The sequence below is a fragment of the Pseudomonas sp. LFS044 genome, from assembly GCF_047978245.1.
GTDB lineage: Bacteria > Pseudomonadota > Gammaproteobacteria > Pseudomonadales > Pseudomonadaceae > Aquipseudomonas.
In genome coordinates this window covers 40042-56718 of the sequence record NZ_JBFPFX010000021.1, presented here as the reverse complement: position 1 = coordinate 56718, position 16677 = coordinate 40042, and the positions used below count along the sequence as shown (strand labels likewise).

Here is a 16677-nt window from a genome sequence, read left to right as displayed (position 1 = left end):
GCGATTATAGCGACCATCAGCCTCGGGCGCTCGGGTATACTCCGGCGCAATTCGTACAAGTTTCAGAGGACTGTTCAATGAGCAACGTCGACCACGCCGAAATCGCCAAGTTTGAAGCCTTGGCGCACCGCTGGTGGGATCGCGAGAGCGAGTTCAAGCCGCTGCACGATATCAACCCGCTGCGCGTCAACTGGATCGACGAGCGCGTCAGCCTGGCCGGCAAGAAGGTGCTGGACGTGGGCTGCGGCGGCGGCATCCTCAGCGAGGCGATGGCCCTGCGCGGCGCCACCGTCACCGGCATCGACATGGGCGAAGCACCGCTGGCCGTGGCCCAGCTGCACCAGCTGGAATCGGGCGTGCAGGTTGAATACCGGCAGATCACCGCCGAAGCCCTGGCCGAAGAAATGCCAGAGCAGTTCGACGTGGTCACCTGCCTGGAAATGCTCGAGCACGTGCCTGACCCGTCCTCGGTCATCCGCGCCTGCTACCGCATGGTCAAGCCGGGCGGCCAGGTGTTCTTCTCGACCATCAACCGCAACCCGAAGGCCTACTTGCTGGCCATCGTCGGCGCCGAGTACATCCTCAAGATGCTGCCGCGCGGCACCCACGACTTCAAGAAATTCATCCGTCCGTCCGAGCTGGGCGCCTGGAGCCGCGTTGCCGGCCTTGAAGTCAAGGACATCATCGGCCTGACCTACAACCCGCTGACCAAGCACTACAAGCTGAGCAGCGATGTGGACGTCAACTACATGATCCAGACCCTGCGCGAGGAATGAGCATGCGTTTGCGAGCAGTACTCTTCGACATGGACGGCACCCTGCTCGACACGGCGCCGGACTTCATCGCCATCTGCCAGGCCATGCTCGCCGAGCGCGGCCTGCCCGCCGTTGACGACAAATTGATCCGCGACGTGATCTCCGGCGGCGCCCGGGCCATGGTTGCGGCCACCTTTGCCATGGACCCGGACAGCGAGGGCTTCGAAGCCCTGCGCCTGGAGTTCCTCGAGCGCTACCAGCGTGATTGCGCCGTGCACAGCAAGCTGTTCGACGGCATGGCCGAACTGCTGGCCGACATCGAGAAAGGCAACCTGCTGTGGGGCGTGGTGACCAACAAGCCGGTACGTTTCGCCGAACCCATCATGCAGCGCCTGGGCCTGGCCGAGCGTTCGGCCTTGTTGATCTGCCCGGACCACGTGAAAAACAGCAAGCCCGACCCCGAACCGCTGATCCTGGCCTGCAAGACCCTGAACCTGGACCCGGCCAGCGTGCTGTTCGTCGGCGACGACCTGCGCGATATCGAGTCTGGCCGCGATGCCGGCACCCGCACGGCGGCGGTGCGCTACGGTTATATTCATCCAGAGGACAACCCGAACAACTGGGGCGCCGACGTGGTGGTGGACCACCCGCTGGAGTTGCGCAAGGTGCTCGACAGCGCCTTGTGCGGCTGCTGATCCTGTAGGCGCGGGCTTGCCCGCGATGGGGTCGTATTTGCTTTAAAGGACACAGGGAAACTTCAATGTTCGACTACACCGCCCGCCCTGACCTGCTCAAGGGCCGCGTCATCCTGGTCACCGGTGCCGGCCGCGGCATCGGTGCCGCCGCCGCCAAGGCCTATGCCGCCCTGGGCGCCACCGTGCTGCTGCTGGGCAAGACCGAAGCCAACCTGAACGAGGTCTACGACGAGATCGAAGCCGCCGGCCACCCACAGCCTGTGGTCATCCCGTTCAACCTGGAAACCGCCCTGCCCCACCAGTACGACGAACTGGCGGTGATGGTCGAGGACCAGTTCGGCCGCCTCGACGGGCTGCTCAACAATGCCTCGATCATCGGACCGCGCACGCCGCTGGAGCAGCTCTCGGGCGACAACTTCATGCGCGTGATGCACATCAACGTCGATGCCACGTTCATGCTGACCAGCACCTTGCTGCCGTTGCTGAAGCTGTCGGAAGACGCCTCGGTGGTGTTCACTTCCAGCAGCGTCGGGCGCAAGGGCCGTGCCTACTGGGGCGCCTACGGGGTTTCGAAGTTTGCTACCGAGGGCCTGATGCAGACCCTGGCAGACGAGCTGGAAGGCGTGGCACCCGTGCGCTCCAACAGCATCAACCCCGGCGCTACGCGCACGGCGATGCGGGCACAGGCCTACCCAAGCGAGAACCCGCAGAACAACCCGCTGCCGGAAGAGATCATGCCGGTGTACCTGTACCTGATGGGGCCGGACAGTACCGGGGTGAATGGGCAGGCGTTCAACGCCCAGTAAAGGTTGAGAGCGTCGGGGTCGCTTCGCGACCCCAAGCTTTTCAACCCGCAGCCAACGCCGGGCGCATCCGCCCTTGCTGGCGCCCTTCCATCTGCATGCACCGCTCCAGGAACAGGTACATGCAGTCATAGCTCTTGCAGACCGCCCTGCGCAATTCATTGCGCAACCCTTGGGTCGGGTTCTCGCCGGCCAGGGTGCAAATGATTTCCAGCGCCTCCCACGGGTGTGAATCGTCATACTGCGCATGCATCTTCAGCCACTTCATGGCGCGCTTGCGCTGGTCTTCCGGGAAGCCCATGGCATAGGTGTCTTCAGCGCAGACCACCGCCGACCACTCACCCGTCGCCCCTTCGATGGCGTAGTTGGTGGCCGCCATGGCGATCGCCAGCGACTCGGTGGTACATACCCGCCAGCACCAGTCGTTGAGGCCATTGAGCTCTGCCGGTACTTCCTGGGACTGCAGCTCGTGCAAGTGGATGCCATGCGCATGGCACCAGTGCACCCAATAGTCGGCATGGTTGAGTTCGACGCGGATATTGCGCATCAGCCAGCGCCGCGCCATGTCTTCGCCGGGGTGGCGGGCAAAGCGGGTTTTGGTCAGGTTGTGCGCCATGTACAGCGAGAACTGCTCGACCACCGGCCAGCCGCCGATCAGGTACTGGCGAATGGTCGCCTGGCGCAGCTGGCCGTCGCGCAAGCGCTGGTAGAACTCATGCTCGACGACGCGTCGCTTGCTCTCGCGACAATCCTCGATCAGCTGCTGGGCCCATTGGGGGTAACTGGCGGGGTCCATCAGTGGCCCGATACGAACGAATGCATCAATCACGTTTCAGCTCCTTGATCCTTGTGATTTTGCCGACGCTTGTTCAGCGAAAGGTTCCAGGCGCCCGATGCAGCAGGGGCCGTGCAGCAATCCGTTGGCGCTGCAGACTGTCGCAGGTGAAGACCTGCGGTCTTTCGATCAGATAGCCCTGGGCGTAGTCCACGCCGATCTCCTGCAAGGCCTGCTCGATCAACGGTGTTTCGACAAACTCGGCAATGGTCCGCTTACCCATTACGTGGCCGATGTGGTTGATCACCTCGACCATGGCCCGGTTGACCGGATCATCCAGCATATCTTTGACAAAACTTCCGTCGATCTTCAAGAAGTCGACGGGTAAATGTTTCAAATAAGCGAATGACGACATTCCGGCACAAAAGTCATCCAGCGAGAACCTGCAGCCCAGCCCTTTCAATTCGTTGATGAATCTGATGGCGCTGCCGAGGTTGGCAATGGCACTGGTTTCGGTGATCTCGAAGCAGATCAGCCGCGGCGGGATGGAATATTCGACGAACAGTCGCTGCAGGTAGTCGAGAAACTTGTCGTCACCGATGCTCGACCCCGACAAGTTGATCGCGCACATCGACAACGGCCCCTCGCGCTGCTCGTCCAGGCACTGGCGAATGACCTGGAACACATTGCGCACCACCCAGCGGTCAATCGCGGTCATCAGACCGTAGCGCTCGGCTGCCGGGATGAAGCTGTCGGGCAAGATGGTGCGGCCGCTTTCATCGTGCAGGCGCAACAGAATCTCGATGTGGCCCTGCCCTTCGATGGCGGTAAGCGGGGCGATTTCCTGGGCATACAGGCAAAAGCGGTTTTCTTCCAGGGCCACATGCAAGCGCTGGATCCAGGCCATTTCGCCGAAACGCATCGACAGCTCGCTGTCGTCGGCGTGGTACACCTGGACACGGTTGCGGCCCTTTTCCTTGGCCATGTAGCACGCCATATCGGCCGCGCGCAGGGACGCTTCCAACGTCGAGGGCGCCTGCGCCATGTTCACCAGCCCGATGCTGACGGTGGTCACGAACGGCCGGCCCTTCCATACGAAATGCAGGCTCTGCACGGCCTGGCGCAAGCTTTCGGCAATGCGTTCGGCCTGCTCGGGCGGGCAGTTCTCCAGCAGCACGCCGAACTCGTCGCCACCCAGGCGCGCCAAGGTATCCCCCTCGCGCAGCCCGGATTGCAGCACGGCGCAGATATGCCGCAGCAGCTCGTCGCCAGCGGCATGGCCGCAGGTGTCGTTGACCAGCTTGAACTGGTCGAGGTCGAGGAACATCAACGCATGACGCCCGGCCTGACGGGCCAGGGCGTTGAGCGCCTGCTCCAGGCGGTACTCGAATTCGCGGCGGTTGGCCAGGCCGGTGAGGGCGTCGTGGGTGGCCTGCCAGGACAGGTTGGCGATGTACTGACGCTCCTGGGTCATGTCGTGAAGCACCAGGACAATGCCCGCCATTTGCCCGTCGTTGATGATGGGAGAGCCCACCAGGTTGATCGACATCGTGCTGCCATCCAGGCGCTGGATCAGCCGCGCGTGTTCGGCCCCGCCCTTGAGGCTACCGCTGAGCACCTGCTCGAGCAGGCTGCCGCTTTCGTTCTCGGCCTGCTCGTCCACCAGGCTGAACAGCGCCGTGAGCGGCAGGCCCTGGGCCTGCCCGGCCTGCCAGTGGGTGAGTTGTTCGGCCGCCGGGTTCATGTAGCCGATACAGCCATCGACATCGGTGGTGATTACCGCGTCGCCGATCGCCTGCAGGGTAATCTGCGCGCGCTCTTTCTCTTCCTGCAGGGCACTGGCGAACGCCTGGCGCTGCGCCAGCAGCTTGCTCGAACGGCGCCAGGCGATGGTGATGAGGAACAGCGCTGTCAGCAGGTTGGTGATCAACAACACCCGCAAGAGCATCCTCGAGCCCTCGCCCAAGGCATCGCTGAAGGCCTTGGCCGCCGGCGTCACGCCCTCGTTGATGGCAACGATGCGCGCCCGCCAATCGCTGACCTGGCGGGGGCTGGCCTGGCCCTTGGCAAAGCCCTCGCGCATGTCATTGGCCAGCACATCCAGCTGGCCGAGGTAGTCATCACCGATGTTCCAGTAGGCAATCGCCGTCTGCATGTAGCTGATCTGGCTGAAGTTGCGATAGAACCAGATGATGCGGTCGACGTCGTCTGGGTGGTTGCCACCTTGCAGCACGGCCTGGCGCGCGGCCTCGAGGTCCGGATCGGGCTGGTCGAGCACCTCGCGCAACTGGTGGTCGCCCTGGGGCACGCTGATGACCTGGCGATAGCGCTGGTAGGCACTTTCGTCGCCGCTGTCGGCATACAGGTTGAGGTAATAGATGGCGTCTTTCTGGGCCTTGGACCACAGACTTTCGCCCGCGACATAAGCCCGCACGGCCGACAGCGCATAAAGGCTGAGACTGCCCAACAGGACCTGGAAGACTACAACGGCGATGAAGGGCCAGATGATACCCAGCAACCTTGGCGCCTCTAGCGTGCGATTTCCCTTCATGAAGTCCCTGTCACAGAGCAGATAAGGCTCGAATCAACCCAGACAAGCACAGCGTAGGCCATCTGCCATCTATGTGGAGGGGTTTTTTATAACACCGATCTGGATGCTGGGTTGCCTGCACTGGCCTATCGCCGGCAAGCCGGCTCCCACGGGTATGGCGCAGTGCTCAAAGGCAGCGCTGTACCTGTGGGAGCCGGCTTGCCGGCGATGGGGCCAGCCGGAACAACTGGGTCAGGTCTGCTGCAAATGCCCATACAGCTTGGCATACAGCCCACCGTCGGCAATCAGCTGCTGGTGGTCGCCGTCCTCGGCCACATGCCCGCCATCGAATACCAGCACCCGGTCAGCCTGCTTCACCGCCGACAGGCGGTGGGCGATGATCAGCGTGGTGCGGCCATTGAGGAAGCGCGCCAAGGCCTTGTGCAGGTTGTACTCGGTCGCGGCATCCAGTGCCGAGGTGGCCTCGTCGAGGATCACCACCTTCGGCTCGGCCAGGACCATACGGGCAATCGCCAGGCGTTGGCGCTGGCCGCCCGACAAGCGCACACCCGAACGCCCCACTACGCTGTCCAGCCCCTGCGGCAAGGCGGCAATGGTGGCATCCAGCTGGGCGATGCGCAGCGCCTGCCAGCAGGCTTCGTCGGTGCAGTCGCGGCCCATGGTGAGGTTGGCGCGCACCGTGTCGTTGAACAGCGAAGGGTGCTGCAGCACAACCGCGACGTTCTCGCGCAGAGTTTCCAGGCCGATTTCCTGAAGGCTGGCACCGCCGAAACGGATGGTCCCGGCCTGGGCACTGTAGAGGCCCAACAACAACTGCACCAAGGTGCTTTTACCGCCGCCGCTGGCGCCGACGATGGCGACCTTCTCGCCAGGGGCGATGGACAAGTCAAGCTGGTCCAGCACCGGCTCGTCGGCGTAGGCGAAGCGCAGGTCGCGCACCTCGATGCCCACCGTTTCACGGCCGGCGAACGGGTCGCTGGCTGCCGGGTATTGCGGTTCGTCATCACGCGCCAGCAGCTCGTTCAGCCGGCTCAGCGCACCACCCGCAGCGTAATAGGCGTACTGCAGATTCAGCAGCTGTTCGACCGGGCCGATCATGAACCACAGGTAACTGAACACGGCGAGCATCTGCCCGATCGACAAATCGGAGAACAGCACCGTGAGCATGGCGGCAGCGCGAAAGATATCGATACCGAACTGGAACAACAGGCCACTGGCGCGGCCACTGGCGTCGCTTTTCCACTGCGAATCCACGGCGTAATCGCGTACTTCCCGGGCACGCACGCCAAGGCGGCCGAGGAAATACCCCTGGCGGTTGCCAGCGCGGATCTCCTGGATGGCATCGAGGGTTTCCGCCAGCGCCTGGGTGAACCGCGAGGTGCTGTCGTTCTCGAGCTTTTTCAGGTGTTTGACGCGCTTACCCAACTGCACGGTGAAGTAGATCACCAGCGGGTTGAATAGCAAGATCAGCATGGCCAGCTGCCAGTGCATCCAGATCAGGATGGCCGCCGTGCCGGTCAGGGTCAGCATGGCCACCAGGAAGCGGCTGAGGGTTTCGCCGACAAACTTGTCGAGGGTGTCCAGGTCGGTGACCAGGTGCGTGGTCACCGTGCCGCTGCCGAGGCTTTCGTATTCCTTGAGCGAGATGCGCTTGAGGCGCTCGATCAGGCGTATGCGCAGGCGGTAGACGATGTCCTTGGCAAGGCCTGCGAAGAGCCTGGCCTGGACCACGTTGAACGCCAACGCGAACAGGCGCAGGCACAGCGTGACCACCAGCATCAGGCCGATGTAACCGGCCGCCACCTGCCAGCCGTCGGGGAGCAGGTGGTTCATGAATTTCAGGGCAGCATCACCGTTGCCGAGCAACACTTCGTCGACCAACAAGGGCAGCAGCAACGGGATCGGCACGCTGCAGCAGGCGGCAAGCACGGCGATCAGGTTGGCAGTCCAGAGGTTTTTCTTGTGGTGCAGCGCCAGGCGGCGGATTTCTGCCCAGCTCAGGCGATCAGGCACAGCAGCGGGCTTCCCTGGCACAGGGTCGGGCGACCCTGGCACATCAAGCACAGGCGGCCTGCTGCAGCCAGCGGCCAAGCAAGGGTTGCAGGCTGCCAAGCGGCTGGTAGCCATTGGTCAACAGCGCCAGTTGGCCGTTGCGCTCGGCCAGCAGGGTCGGGAAGCCGGCGATGCCCAGGCCCTGCACCCAGTTGAAATCGGCGGCGGTGGCGGCGCGGGTATCGGCGCGGGTCAGGGCTTCGGCGAAGGCTGCGCGATCGAAGCCGGCCTGCTCGGCCAGCTCGACCAGCCGGGGCGCGGTGGTAACGTCCAAGCCCTGCTCGTAGAACGCACCCTGGATCAGCTTGAGCAGCGGCCAGACGCGCTCGGCGTCCAGCTCGCGAGCGGCTACCAGGGTACGGCAGGCGGGCTCGGTGTCGTAGACGAAACCATCGGGCATGGCCCCTTCGAAGCGGAACGGCTGGCCGGTGGCCTCGGCCACGGCCTGCCAATGATCGAGGATGTACTTGCGGGTTGAGGCATCCAGCGCGGTGCCACCGCTGCGCAGGCCACCGGGCACCAGCTGGGTGGCCACGCCCGCTTCACGCGCCTGGGCGATCAGGGCCTCGGCCACCGGTGCGAAACCCCAGCACCAGGAGCACATCGGGTCCATCACATAAAGCAGGCGTGCAGTCATGCATCAGGCCTCGGCTTTGTAGTTGTAACCGATCGGATGCGGCAGGTTGCGGGCCTTGGCCAGCTCGATCTGCTTCTGCCGGTCGATGGCGCTGCGCCGGGTCTTCTCGCTCAGGCTGTCCCAGCAGTGCGGGCAGCTCACGCCTGGCGAATAGTGTTCGGACGCGCGTTCCTCTGCATTGATCGGGTGGCGGCAGGCGTGGCACTGGTCGTACTCGCCCTCGCTCAGGTCATGGCGCACCGTGACGCGGTTGTCGAAGACGAAGCAGTCGCCGTCCCACAGGCTTTGTTCCTGAGGCACTTCCTCGAAGTATTTCAGGATGCCACCCTTAAGATGATAGACCTCCTCGAAGCCTTCACCGAGCATGTAGCTGGAAGCTTTTTCACAACGGATGCCGCCGGTGCAGAACATGGCGACCTTCTTGTGCTTGCTCGGGTCGAAGTTGGCCTTGATGTACTCGGGGAACTCGCGGAAGGTCTCGGTCTTGGGGTCGATGGCGCCCTTGAAGGTGCCGATGGCCACTTCGTAGTCATTGCGGGTGTCGATCAGCAGCACTTGCGGGTCGCTGATCAGGGCGTTCCAGTCCTTGGGCTCGACGTAGGTGCCGACTGCCTGGTTCGGGTCCACGCCTGCGACGCCGAGGGTGACGATCTCTTTCTTCAGCTTGACCTTGGTGCGGTAGAACGGCTGCTCGTCGCAGTAGGATTCCTTGTGGTCGATATCGACCAGGCGCGGGTCGTTGCGCAGCCAGGCGAGCAGGCCGTCGATGCCTTCGCGGGTGGCCGAGACCGTGCCGTTTATACCTTCGTTGGCCAGCAGCAAGGTGCCTTTGACGCCGTTGTCGGCCATGGCCTTGAGCAGCGGCTCACGCAGCGCGACGTAATCTTCCAGGGTGACGAACTTGTACAGCGCCGCCACGACGATGGGTTGGGACATTCAGGTGGATCTCCAGGTGGGTGCCCTCGTAAGGGGCGGACCGGGGTGGACATGAAACAGGGGGCTGCTGTGCAGCCCATCGCCGGCAAGCCAGCTCCTGCAGGGCCAGCACAACCTTTGAGGAATGCGCTGTACCTGTGGGAGCCGGGCTTGCCGGCGATGGGCCGCGCGGCGGCCCCCTTGGGATGTTGCGGATTGTACCAGAATGACGGAAAGGATTCAGTGCTTGCCGCCACCTGCACACACCGGTGAAGCCGGTGCAGCGCCTACCGTGGCCCATTCCTCGGCCGTGTAGGTGTGAATCGCCAGGGCGTGGATTTCGCCCATCAGCTCACCCATGGTGGCGTAGACCTTCTGGTGGCGCTTGACGCTGTTGAGCCCGGCAAACTGCTCGCTGACGATCACTGCCTTGTAGTGGGTTTCCTGGCCACGGCTGTGCATGTGGCTTTCGTTGAGCACTTCAAGGTGTTGCGGCGCCAGCGCGGCCAGCTGCTGCTCGATGCGTTGCTGCATGGTCATCGGGTATTACTCACTTCTTCGCCGGGGCAGCGGCCTTGCCGGCGTTGGGGTCAAGTTCCTTGGTCATGTCCTCGAGCAGCTTGTTGACCACCGGCACCGCAGGCTCCAGGCTCTGCTGGGTCAGCTGGGCCGACTGCTGGGTAACCTTGGGCATCTCGGTGAGGACTTTCTTGCCCAGCGGCGACTCGTAGAACTTGACCAGGTCCTTGAGCTCCTGCTCGGTGAAGGTCTGGGTATACAGGTCGACCATCTTCGGCTTCAGCTTGTTCCAGCCAATGGCGCTGTCCAGCGCGGCGTTGGCCTTGGCCTGGTAGCTCTGCAGAACAGGCTGCTTGGCGGCCGGGGCCTTGGTCTGGGCAAAGCGCTGGGCGAACATCTGTTGGACCTGCATGTACACCGGGGTGCCCAGTTTGTCGGCGTGGGCCAGGGTCAGGAATTTCTCGGCGGCAGCGTTGTGGCTGGCGGTGGCAGCGAGTACCTGGCCGCTGGCACAGGCCAGGGCAACGGCAGCACAGAGGACACGGAGACGGGTCATTGCATTTCCTTCAAGAGGGGGAGGCGGTACCTCAGAGTAGAGCATTCTGCTCCTGCGAAGGTGCAGCGCTCAAGTGGCACGACGAGCGAATGAACCGCTCGTTCGCATGAGGGCCTAAACTGCTGATTCTGACTGACAAAGGAGTGAATGCAGCATGAGCCGTATCGAGACAGACAGCCTGGGCGCAGTCGAAGTTCCTGAAAACGCCTACTGGGGCGCGCAGACCCAGCGCTCGCTGATCAACTTTGCCATTGGCAAGGAACGCATGCCGCTCGCGGTGCTGCACGCCCTGGCTTTGATCAAGAAAGCCGCTGCACGCGTCAACGACCGCAATGGCGACCTGCCGGCGGACATCGCCCGGCTGATCGAGCAGGCCGCCGACGAAGTGCTCGACGGCGAGCACAACGACCAGTTCCCGCTCGTCGTCTGGCAGACCGGCAGCGGCACCCAGAGCAACATGAACGTCAATGAAGTGATCGCCGGGCGCGCCAACGAACTGGCCGGCCAGGGCCGCGGCGGCAAGGCGCCGGTGCACCCCAACGACCACGTCAACCGCTCGCAGAGCTCCAACGACTGCTTCCCCACCGCCATGCACATCGCGGCTGCGCAGGCGGTGCATGACCAACTGCTGCCAGCAATCGCCGAGCTGTCGTCGGGGCTGGCCGAGCTGTCGGCGCGCCACCACCAACTGGTCAAGACCGGCCGCACGCACATGATGGATGCCACACCCATCACGTTCGGCCAGGAGGTGTCGGCCTTCGTCGCCCAGCTGGACTACGCCACGCGCGCCATCCGCGCCACCTTGCCGGCCGTGTGCGAGCTGGCCCAGGGCGGCACTGCCGTGGGCACTGGGCTGAATGCCCCGCAGGGTTTCGCCGAAGCCATCGCTGCCGAGCTCGCCGCCCTCTCCGGCCTGCCGTTCGTCACAGCGCCCAACAAGTTCGCCGCCCTCGCCGGCCATGAGCCGCTGACCAGCCTGGCGGGCGCGCTCAAGACCTTGGCGGTGGCGTTGATGAAAATTGCCAACGACCTGCGCTTGCTGGGCTCCGGGCCGCGCGCAGGGCTGGCCGAAGTGCGCCTGCCGGCCAACGAGCCGGGCAGCTCGATCATGCCGGGCAAGGTCAACCCGACCCAGTGCGAAGCGCTGTCGATGCTGGCCTGCCAGGTGCTGGGCAATGACGCGGCAATCGGCTTTGCCGCAAGCCAGGGGCACTTGCAGTTGAACGTGTTCAAGCCGGTGATCATTCATAACCTGTTGCAGTCCATCGAACTGCTGGCTGATGGCTGCCGCAACTTCCAGCAGCACTGCGTGGCGGGGATCGAGCCGGATGCCGAGCAGATGGCGGCGCACCTGGAGCGCGGGCTGATGCTGGTGACGGCGTTGAACCCGCATATCGGCTATGACAAGGCAGCGGAGATTGCCAAGAAGGCGTACAGCGAGGGCAAGACGCTGCGCGAGGCTGCGCTGGAATTGAAGTACCTGACCAACGAGCAGTTCGATGAGTGGGTAAGGCCGGAGAACATGCTGGCGCCGGGTGGCAAGGGCTGATTGATCGGCTGGTACTCAAGGCCCTATCGCCGGCACGCCGGCACCCCCGGGGTGATCCTGTGGGAGCCGGCTTGCCGGCGATTAGGGCCGGAACAGGTTATCAACCCAGCTGCGCCAAGCGCGCCCTCCTCGCTCGCCACCCAGCCACCAGCGATGGCCCCAGGGCCACCAGCGACGAGCCCAGCACCACCGTCACCGCGCCGACATAGCCCAAGGCATTGATGTCCTCGGCCTGCACGTAGTCCGGCCACAGCCAGGCCGCAATCGCCACCGCAACGAAGGTCACCAGCGGCGTCAGCGCCAGCGTGGCACTCACCCGCGAGGCCTCCCAATGCGCCAGTGCCTCGGCAAACGCCCCATAGGCCACCAGCGTGTTCAGGCAGCAGGCCAGCAGCAACCAGCCTTGCAACGGGGTCAACTGCAGCGCTTCCAGCGGGTGCACCCACGGCGTCAGCAGCGCCGCGCAACACAGGTAGATCACCATCATCACTTGCTGCGAATGCCACACCGTCAGCAGCTGCTTCTGGCTCAAGGCATAGAACACCCAGATGCTGGTGGCCAGCAGGATGGTCAGCACCCCGGTGGTGTAAGCGCCCAACGAGGTGAGCAGCTCTTCCAGGCGCTGGTTGAAGAACAGGCCGAAACCGCCCAGTAGCACCACCAGCCCCAGGCCTTGGCCCAGGCTGAAGCGCTCCTTGAACACAAAGACGCTCGCCACCAGCAACAGCACCGGGCCCAACTGCACCACCAATTGGGCTGTGCCGGGGCTGAGCAGGTTGAGGCCGACCAGGTAGAGCACGTAGTTGCCCATCAGCCCGCAGACGGCTACGGCCACCAGACCTTTGCCCTTGCTGCCCAGCCTGGCGAACGACGGCAACTGTCGCTTGGCCGCCAACCAGGCGAACAGCAGGCTGCCAGATACCAGCAGGCGGTACCAGGTGACGGTAACCGGGTCGACCACCTGCAACACCTGCTTGAGCTTGATCGGCAGGATGCCCCAGAGCAGCGCTGTGAGCAGCGCCAGCAGCAGGCCGTGGACCCAGCGCCCGGAAGTGATGTGCATAAAATCCTCGATCGTGCCCGTGGTGGGGGAGCCTGGATTCTACGGGCTTGCTGCCTGCCACCGGCGGAAAAACCAGGGAAAAGAATTCATCAGGTCATTCCGCAGGGGCATGGCTCACTTCTTGTGCTTGGCAAATGCCGCCTCGAGCGCTTCATTGATGGTGCGCAGCACCTTCACCCGCGCCCAGCGCTTGTCGTTGGCCTCCACCAGCGTCCAGGGCGCGATTTCGGTGCTGGTACGGTCGACCATGTCGCCCACCGCATCGACATACTGGTCCCATTTATCGCGGTTGCGCCAGTCGTCCTCGGTGATCTTGTAGCGCTTGAACGGGATCTGCTCGCGCTCCTCGAAACGCTCAAGCTGGGTCTGTTGGTCGATGGCCAGCCAGAACTTGACGACCACCACGCCGGCGTTTACCAGCTGCTCCTCGAAATCGTTGATTTCCCCATAAGCGCGCATCCAGTCGGCCGGGCTGCAAAAGCCCTCGACGCGCTCCACCAGCACACGGCCGTACCAGGAGCGGTCGAAGATGGTGAACTTGCCGCGCGCCGGGATGTGCCGCCAGAACCGCCACAGGTAGGGCTGCGCACGCTCTTCTTCAGTGGGCGCGGCAATCGGCACGATGCGGTACTGGCGGGGGTCGAGCGCAGCGGCGACGCGGCGGATCGCCCCACCCTTGCCCGCTGCATCGTTACCCTCGAAGGCCGCCACCAGGGCATGCCGGCGCATGTGTTTGTGGCGCAGCAGGCCGGCCAGGCGCGCCTGCTCGGTCACCAGTTGCTCCTGGTAGTCGTGCTTGTCCAGGCGCAGGGTCATGTCCAGCGCGCCCAGCAGGCTGCGCTGGTCGATGCTGCGCCCCAAGGGCGCGATGTTGCCCTGGTGCTTGCCCTTGGGGTTCACGGCCAGCGCGGCCTGCAGGCTTTCGAGCAGGATGCGGCCCACGGCCAGGCTGCGGTAGTGCGGGTCGGCACCTTCGACGATGTGCCACGGCGCATAGTCGCGGCTGGTGCGGCGCAACACGCGCTCGCCAAACCGCACGAAACGGTCGTAGGTTTCCGACTGCTGCCAGTCCAGCGGGCTGATGCGCCAGCTGTGCAGCGGGTCGTCCTTGAGCGCCTTGAGCCGCGCTTTCATCTGCTTCTTGGACAGGTGGAACCAGAACTTGATGACCAGCGCGCCCTCATCGCACAGCATCTGCTCCAGGCGTTCGGCACCGGCAATGGCCTGGTCGAGTACGGCGTCCTTGAACAACCCGTGCACCCGGCCCTGCAGCATCTGGCTGTACCAGTTGCCGAAAAACACCCCCATCCGCCCCTTCGGCGGCAGCGCCCGCCAGTAGCGCCAGGCCGGTGGCCGGGCCAGCTCTTCGTCGGTCTGCTGGTCGAAGGTGAGCACGTCGATCATGCGCGGGTCCATCCACTCGTTGAGCAGCTTGACCGTCTCGCCCTTGCCGGCACCTTCGATGCCATTGATCAGCACGATCACCGGGAAGCGCGACTGTTGCTTGAGTTCGTACTGGGCTTCGAGCAATGCCTCGCGAAGGGCGGGCTCTTCTGCCTCGTAGGTTTCCTTGTCGATGCTGTGACCGATTTCGGCGGATTCGAACATGCACTGGCTCCTTCAATGGATAAGCAAGACTAGCGGATTTGTGATCGGCCTGTAGCCCTGCGCAAAACCTGCAGATGACATAAAATCGCTCATCCGCTGCAACCGAGCCAACCATGTCCACCCTCCTCCAGCATGCCCAGATCGACTGGGACGACCAGGGCCGCCCACATTCGCGGCAGTACGACGACGTGTACTTCGCCGTCAACGAAGGCATCGAAGAAACCAAACATGTCTTCCTCGGCCAAACCCGCCTGGCCGAGCGTTTCACTGCCCTGCCCCCGCACGCTTGTCTGGTCATAGGCGAAACCGGTTTTGGGACCGGCATGAATTTTTTCTGTGCCTGGCAATTGTTCGACGCCCACGCCCACGCCGACGCCCGGCTGCATTTTGTCAGCGTCGAAAAATACCCGCTCGGCTACGACGACATGGCCAAGGCGGTACGCCTGTGGCCAGAGCTGGCCGCCTATACCGAGCCACTGCTGGCGCAGTACGTGGCGGTGCACCCAGGGTTCCAGCAGTTCACGTTCGCCAACGGGCGCGTCACCTTGACCCTGTTGATTGGCGATGCGCTGGAACAGTTGCCGCAGCTCGATGCGCCCATCGACGTGTGGTTTCTCGATGGCTTCGCCCCGGCCAAGAACCCCGACATGTGGACCCCCGAGCTGTTCGCGCAACTGGCACGGCTGTCGCATTCAGGCACCGTGCTGGGCACCTTCACCACCACCGGCTGGGTGCGACGCAGCCTGGTCGAGGCCGGCTTCGCCATGAAAAAGGTGCCGGGGATCGGCAAGAAATGGGAGGTGATGAGCGGCATGTACACCGGGCCGACATCCTCGCATCAATACCTGCCTTGGTATGACCGCCCGCGCGGTGACCAAGGCCCACGCCAGGCCCTGGTGATCGGTGCCGGGCTGGCCGGCAGTTGCACCGCCGCCAGCCTGGCTCGACGCGGCTGGCAGGTGACCGTGCTGGAGCGCCACGACGCACCTGCATGCGAAGCCTCCGGCAACCCTCAGGGCGTGCTGTACCTCAAGCTGTCCGCACATGGTACGGCCTTGTCGCAAATGATCCTGTCTGGGTTCGGCTACACCCGACGCCAACTGCAGCAGTTGCAGCGCGGGCAGGACTGGGACGACTGCGGCGTGCTGCAACTGGCCTTCGATAGCAAAGAGGCCGAGCGCCAGGGCAAGCTCGCCGCGGCCTTCGACAGCGGCTTGCTGCGCGCCCTGGGGCGCGAGGAAGCCGAAGCGATTGCCGGGATCGCGCTGCCTGCGGGCGGGCTGTTTTACCCGGAAGGCGGCTGGGTGCACCCGCCGGCGTTGTGCCAGGCGCAACTGAAGCACCCGAACATTCGCCTGCTGGCTCACCAGGAGGTGCTCGAACTGCGCAAGGCCGATGGCCTGTGGCAGGCCTGGGGTGGCGAGCGGCTGTTGGCCAGCGCCCCGCTGGTGGTGCTGGCGGGGGCGGCCGATGTGAAGCGCTTCGAAGCCTGTGCGCAACTGCCGCTCAAGCGCATACGCGGGCAGATCACCCGCCTGCCGGCGACCGAGGGCAGCCGGGCGCTGGGGACCGTGGTGTGCGCCGAGGGCTACGTGGCGCCGCCGCGGGGTGACGAACACACGCTGGGCGCCAGCTTCGACTTCCACAGCGACGACCTGGCGCCGACCGTGGCCGAGCACCAGGGCAACCTGGCGCTGCTGGACGAAATCTCCACAGACCTGGCTCAGCGCCTGGGTGCTGCAGCGCTCGACCCTGAGCAGTTGCAAGGTCGCGCGGCGTTTCGTTGCACCAGCCCGGATTATCTGCCGATTGTCGGCCCGGTTGCCGACCCCGCCGCCTTTGCCGAGGCCTACGCCGCGCTGGGCAAGGACGCGCGCCAGGTGCCCGACGTGCCCTGCCCTTGGTTGGCAGGGTTGTATGTGAACAGCGGGCATGGCTCGCGAGGGTTGATCACGGCGCCGATTGCCGGTGAATTGATTGCAGCCTGGGCCAGCGGTGAGCCGCTGCCGCTGCCTCGGGCGGTGGCTGAGGCGTGTCATCCGAATCGGTTTGGGTTGCGCAGGTTGATTCGGGGCAAGTGATGGATTCGGGTCTGGGGAATGGCATGGTGGGGTTAGGGGGTGATGCCTGGTGCAGGTCGGGAGGTATCTAGGGCTCTTGAGATCGAGCGCCGCCCGCGCGGCGCATCGCGGGCAAGCC

14 protein-coding genes are annotated in these 16677 nt (G+C 64.2%); 5 read left to right on the top strand and 9 right to left on the bottom strand.

Features of this window, described 5'->3' with window-relative positions; translation table 11 throughout:
- The first annotated feature begins 77 nt into the window (after positions 1-77).
- From ubiG to ACNQPL_RS18105, 3 genes are all read left to right on the top strand, one after another.
- Complete coding sequence (ubiG, locus tag ACNQPL_RS18115) at positions 78-776, top strand: bifunctional 2-polyprenyl-6-hydroxyphenol methylase/3-demethylubiquinol 3-O-methyltransferase UbiG (protein ID WP_346615684.1); 699 nt, start codon at positions 78-80, stop codon at positions 774-776.
- Between the two features lie 2 nt (positions 777-778).
- Positions 779-1450, top strand: a complete 672-nt coding sequence (gene mupP, locus ACNQPL_RS18110) for an N-acetylmuramic acid 6-phosphate phosphatase MupP (protein ID WP_346615683.1) — start codon at positions 779-781, stop codon at positions 1448-1450.
- 65 nt (positions 1451-1515) lie between these two features.
- The gene (locus tag ACNQPL_RS18105) at positions 1516-2256 is read left to right on the top strand and encodes a YciK family oxidoreductase (RefSeq protein ID WP_346615682.1); all 741 of its coding nucleotides are present in this window, start codon (positions 1516-1518) and stop codon (positions 2254-2256) included.
- A 40-nt stretch (positions 2257-2296) separates the two neighbouring features.
- On the opposite strand, the gene ACNQPL_RS18100 is transcribed toward ACNQPL_RS18105, so the two are convergent.
- The 7 genes from ACNQPL_RS18100 to ACNQPL_RS18070 form a co-directional block, all read right to left on the bottom strand.
- Positions 2297-3082: a TenA family transcriptional regulator gene (locus ACNQPL_RS18100; protein ID WP_346615681.1), complete on the bottom strand. Its 786-nt coding sequence runs from the start codon at positions 3080-3082 to the stop codon at positions 2297-2299.
- A gap of 40 nt (positions 3083-3122) precedes the next feature.
- The gene (locus ACNQPL_RS18095; protein ID WP_416467462.1) at positions 3123-5579 is read right to left on the bottom strand and encodes an EAL domain-containing protein; all 2457 of its coding nucleotides are present in this window, start codon (positions 5577-5579) and stop codon (positions 3123-3125) included.
- Between the two features lie 231 nt (positions 5580-5810).
- Entirely contained in the window at positions 5811-7643 is a 1833-nt protein-coding gene (locus ACNQPL_RS18090) for an ABC transporter ATP-binding protein (protein ID WP_416467461.1), read from the bottom strand.
- Complete coding sequence (locus ACNQPL_RS18085) at positions 7636-8268, bottom strand: DsbA family protein (protein WP_416467459.1); 633 nt, start codon at positions 8266-8268, stop codon at positions 7636-7638. The genes ACNQPL_RS18090 and ACNQPL_RS18085 overlap by 8 nt, the downstream gene beginning before the upstream one ends.
- A gap of 3 nt (positions 8269-8271) precedes the next feature.
- Positions 8272-9204 carry a rhodanese-related sulfurtransferase gene (locus ACNQPL_RS18080; RefSeq protein WP_416467458.1) on the bottom strand — a complete coding sequence of 311 codons (933 nt, stop codon included), beginning with the start codon at positions 9202-9204 and terminating at the stop codon, positions 8272-8274.
- A 219-nt stretch (positions 9205-9423) separates the two neighbouring features.
- Complete coding sequence (locus tag ACNQPL_RS18075) at positions 9424-9723, bottom strand: BolA family protein (protein WP_416467457.1); 300 nt, start codon at positions 9721-9723, stop codon at positions 9424-9426.
- 10 nt (positions 9724-9733) lie between these two features.
- The gene (locus ACNQPL_RS18070) at positions 9734-10258 is read right to left on the bottom strand and encodes a DUF2059 domain-containing protein (RefSeq protein WP_387532416.1); all 525 of its coding nucleotides are present in this window, start codon (positions 10256-10258) and stop codon (positions 9734-9736) included.
- 154 nt (positions 10259-10412) lie between these two features.
- Here ACNQPL_RS18070 and ACNQPL_RS18065 point away from each other — a divergent pair, with 154 nt between their 5' ends.
- Complete coding sequence (locus ACNQPL_RS18065; RefSeq protein ID WP_387532413.1) at positions 10413-11807, top strand: class II fumarate hydratase; 1395 nt, start codon at positions 10413-10415, stop codon at positions 11805-11807.
- A 100-nt stretch (positions 11808-11907) separates the two neighbouring features.
- Here the strand turns inward: ACNQPL_RS18065 and ACNQPL_RS18060 are convergent, their stop codons facing one another.
- Positions 11908-12870, bottom strand: a complete 963-nt coding sequence (locus ACNQPL_RS18060) for a DMT family transporter (protein WP_416467456.1) — start codon at positions 12868-12870, stop codon at positions 11908-11910.
- A gap of 114 nt (positions 12871-12984) precedes the next feature.
- Positions 12985-14478, bottom strand: coding sequence for a polyphosphate:AMP phosphotransferase (gene pap / locus ACNQPL_RS18055; RefSeq protein WP_416467455.1), 1494 nt, complete (start codon positions 14476-14478; stop codon positions 12985-12987).
- A gap of 113 nt (positions 14479-14591) precedes the next feature.
- On the opposite strand from pap, the gene mnmC reads away from it, so the two are divergent.
- Positions 14592-16559, top strand: a complete 1968-nt coding sequence (gene mnmC, locus ACNQPL_RS18050; protein WP_416467454.1) for a bifunctional tRNA (5-methylaminomethyl-2-thiouridine)(34)-methyltransferase MnmD/FAD-dependent 5-carboxymethylaminomethyl-2-thiouridine(34) oxidoreductase MnmC — start codon at positions 14592-14594, stop codon at positions 16557-16559.
- Positions 16560-16677: the final 118 nt, after the last annotated feature.

Coding starts and splice junctions, on each gene's coding strand:
- ubiG (WP_346615684.1), top strand. CDS start 78: ATGAGCAACGTCGACCACGCCGAAATCGCCAAGTTTGAAGCCTTGGCG.
- mupP (WP_346615683.1), top strand. CDS start 779: ATGCGTTTGCGAGCAGTACTCTTCGACATGGACGGCACCCTGCTCGAC.
- ACNQPL_RS18105 (WP_346615682.1), top strand. CDS start 1,516: ATGTTCGACTACACCGCCCGCCCTGACCTGCTCAAGGGCCGCGTCATC.
- ACNQPL_RS18095 (WP_416467462.1), bottom strand. CDS start 5,579: ATGAAGGGAAATCGCACGCTAGAGGCGCCAAGGTTGCTGGGTATCATC.
- ACNQPL_RS18085 (WP_416467459.1), bottom strand. CDS start 8,268: ATGACTGCACGCCTGCTTTATGTGATGGACCCGATGTGCTCCTGGTGC.
- ACNQPL_RS18080 (WP_416467458.1), bottom strand. CDS start 9,204: ATGTCCCAACCCATCGTCGTGGCGGCGCTGTACAAGTTCGTCACCCTG.
- ACNQPL_RS18075 (WP_416467457.1), bottom strand. CDS start 9,723: ATGACCATGCAGCAACGCATCGAGCAGCAGCTGGCCGCGCTGGCGCCG.
- ACNQPL_RS18070 (WP_387532416.1), bottom strand. CDS start 10,258: ATGACCCGTCTCCGTGTCCTCTGTGCTGCCGTTGCCCTGGCCTGTGCC.
- ACNQPL_RS18065 (WP_387532413.1), top strand. CDS start 10,413: ATGAGCCGTATCGAGACAGACAGCCTGGGCGCAGTCGAAGTTCCTGAA.
- ACNQPL_RS18060 (WP_416467456.1), bottom strand. CDS start 12,870: ATGCACATCACTTCCGGGCGCTGGGTCCACGGCCTGCTGCTGGCGCTG.
- pap (WP_416467455.1), bottom strand. CDS start 14,478: ATGTTCGAATCCGCCGAAATCGGTCACAGCATCGACAAGGAAACCTAC.
- mnmC (WP_416467454.1), top strand. CDS start 14,592: ATGTCCACCCTCCTCCAGCATGCCCAGATCGACTGGGACGACCAGGGC.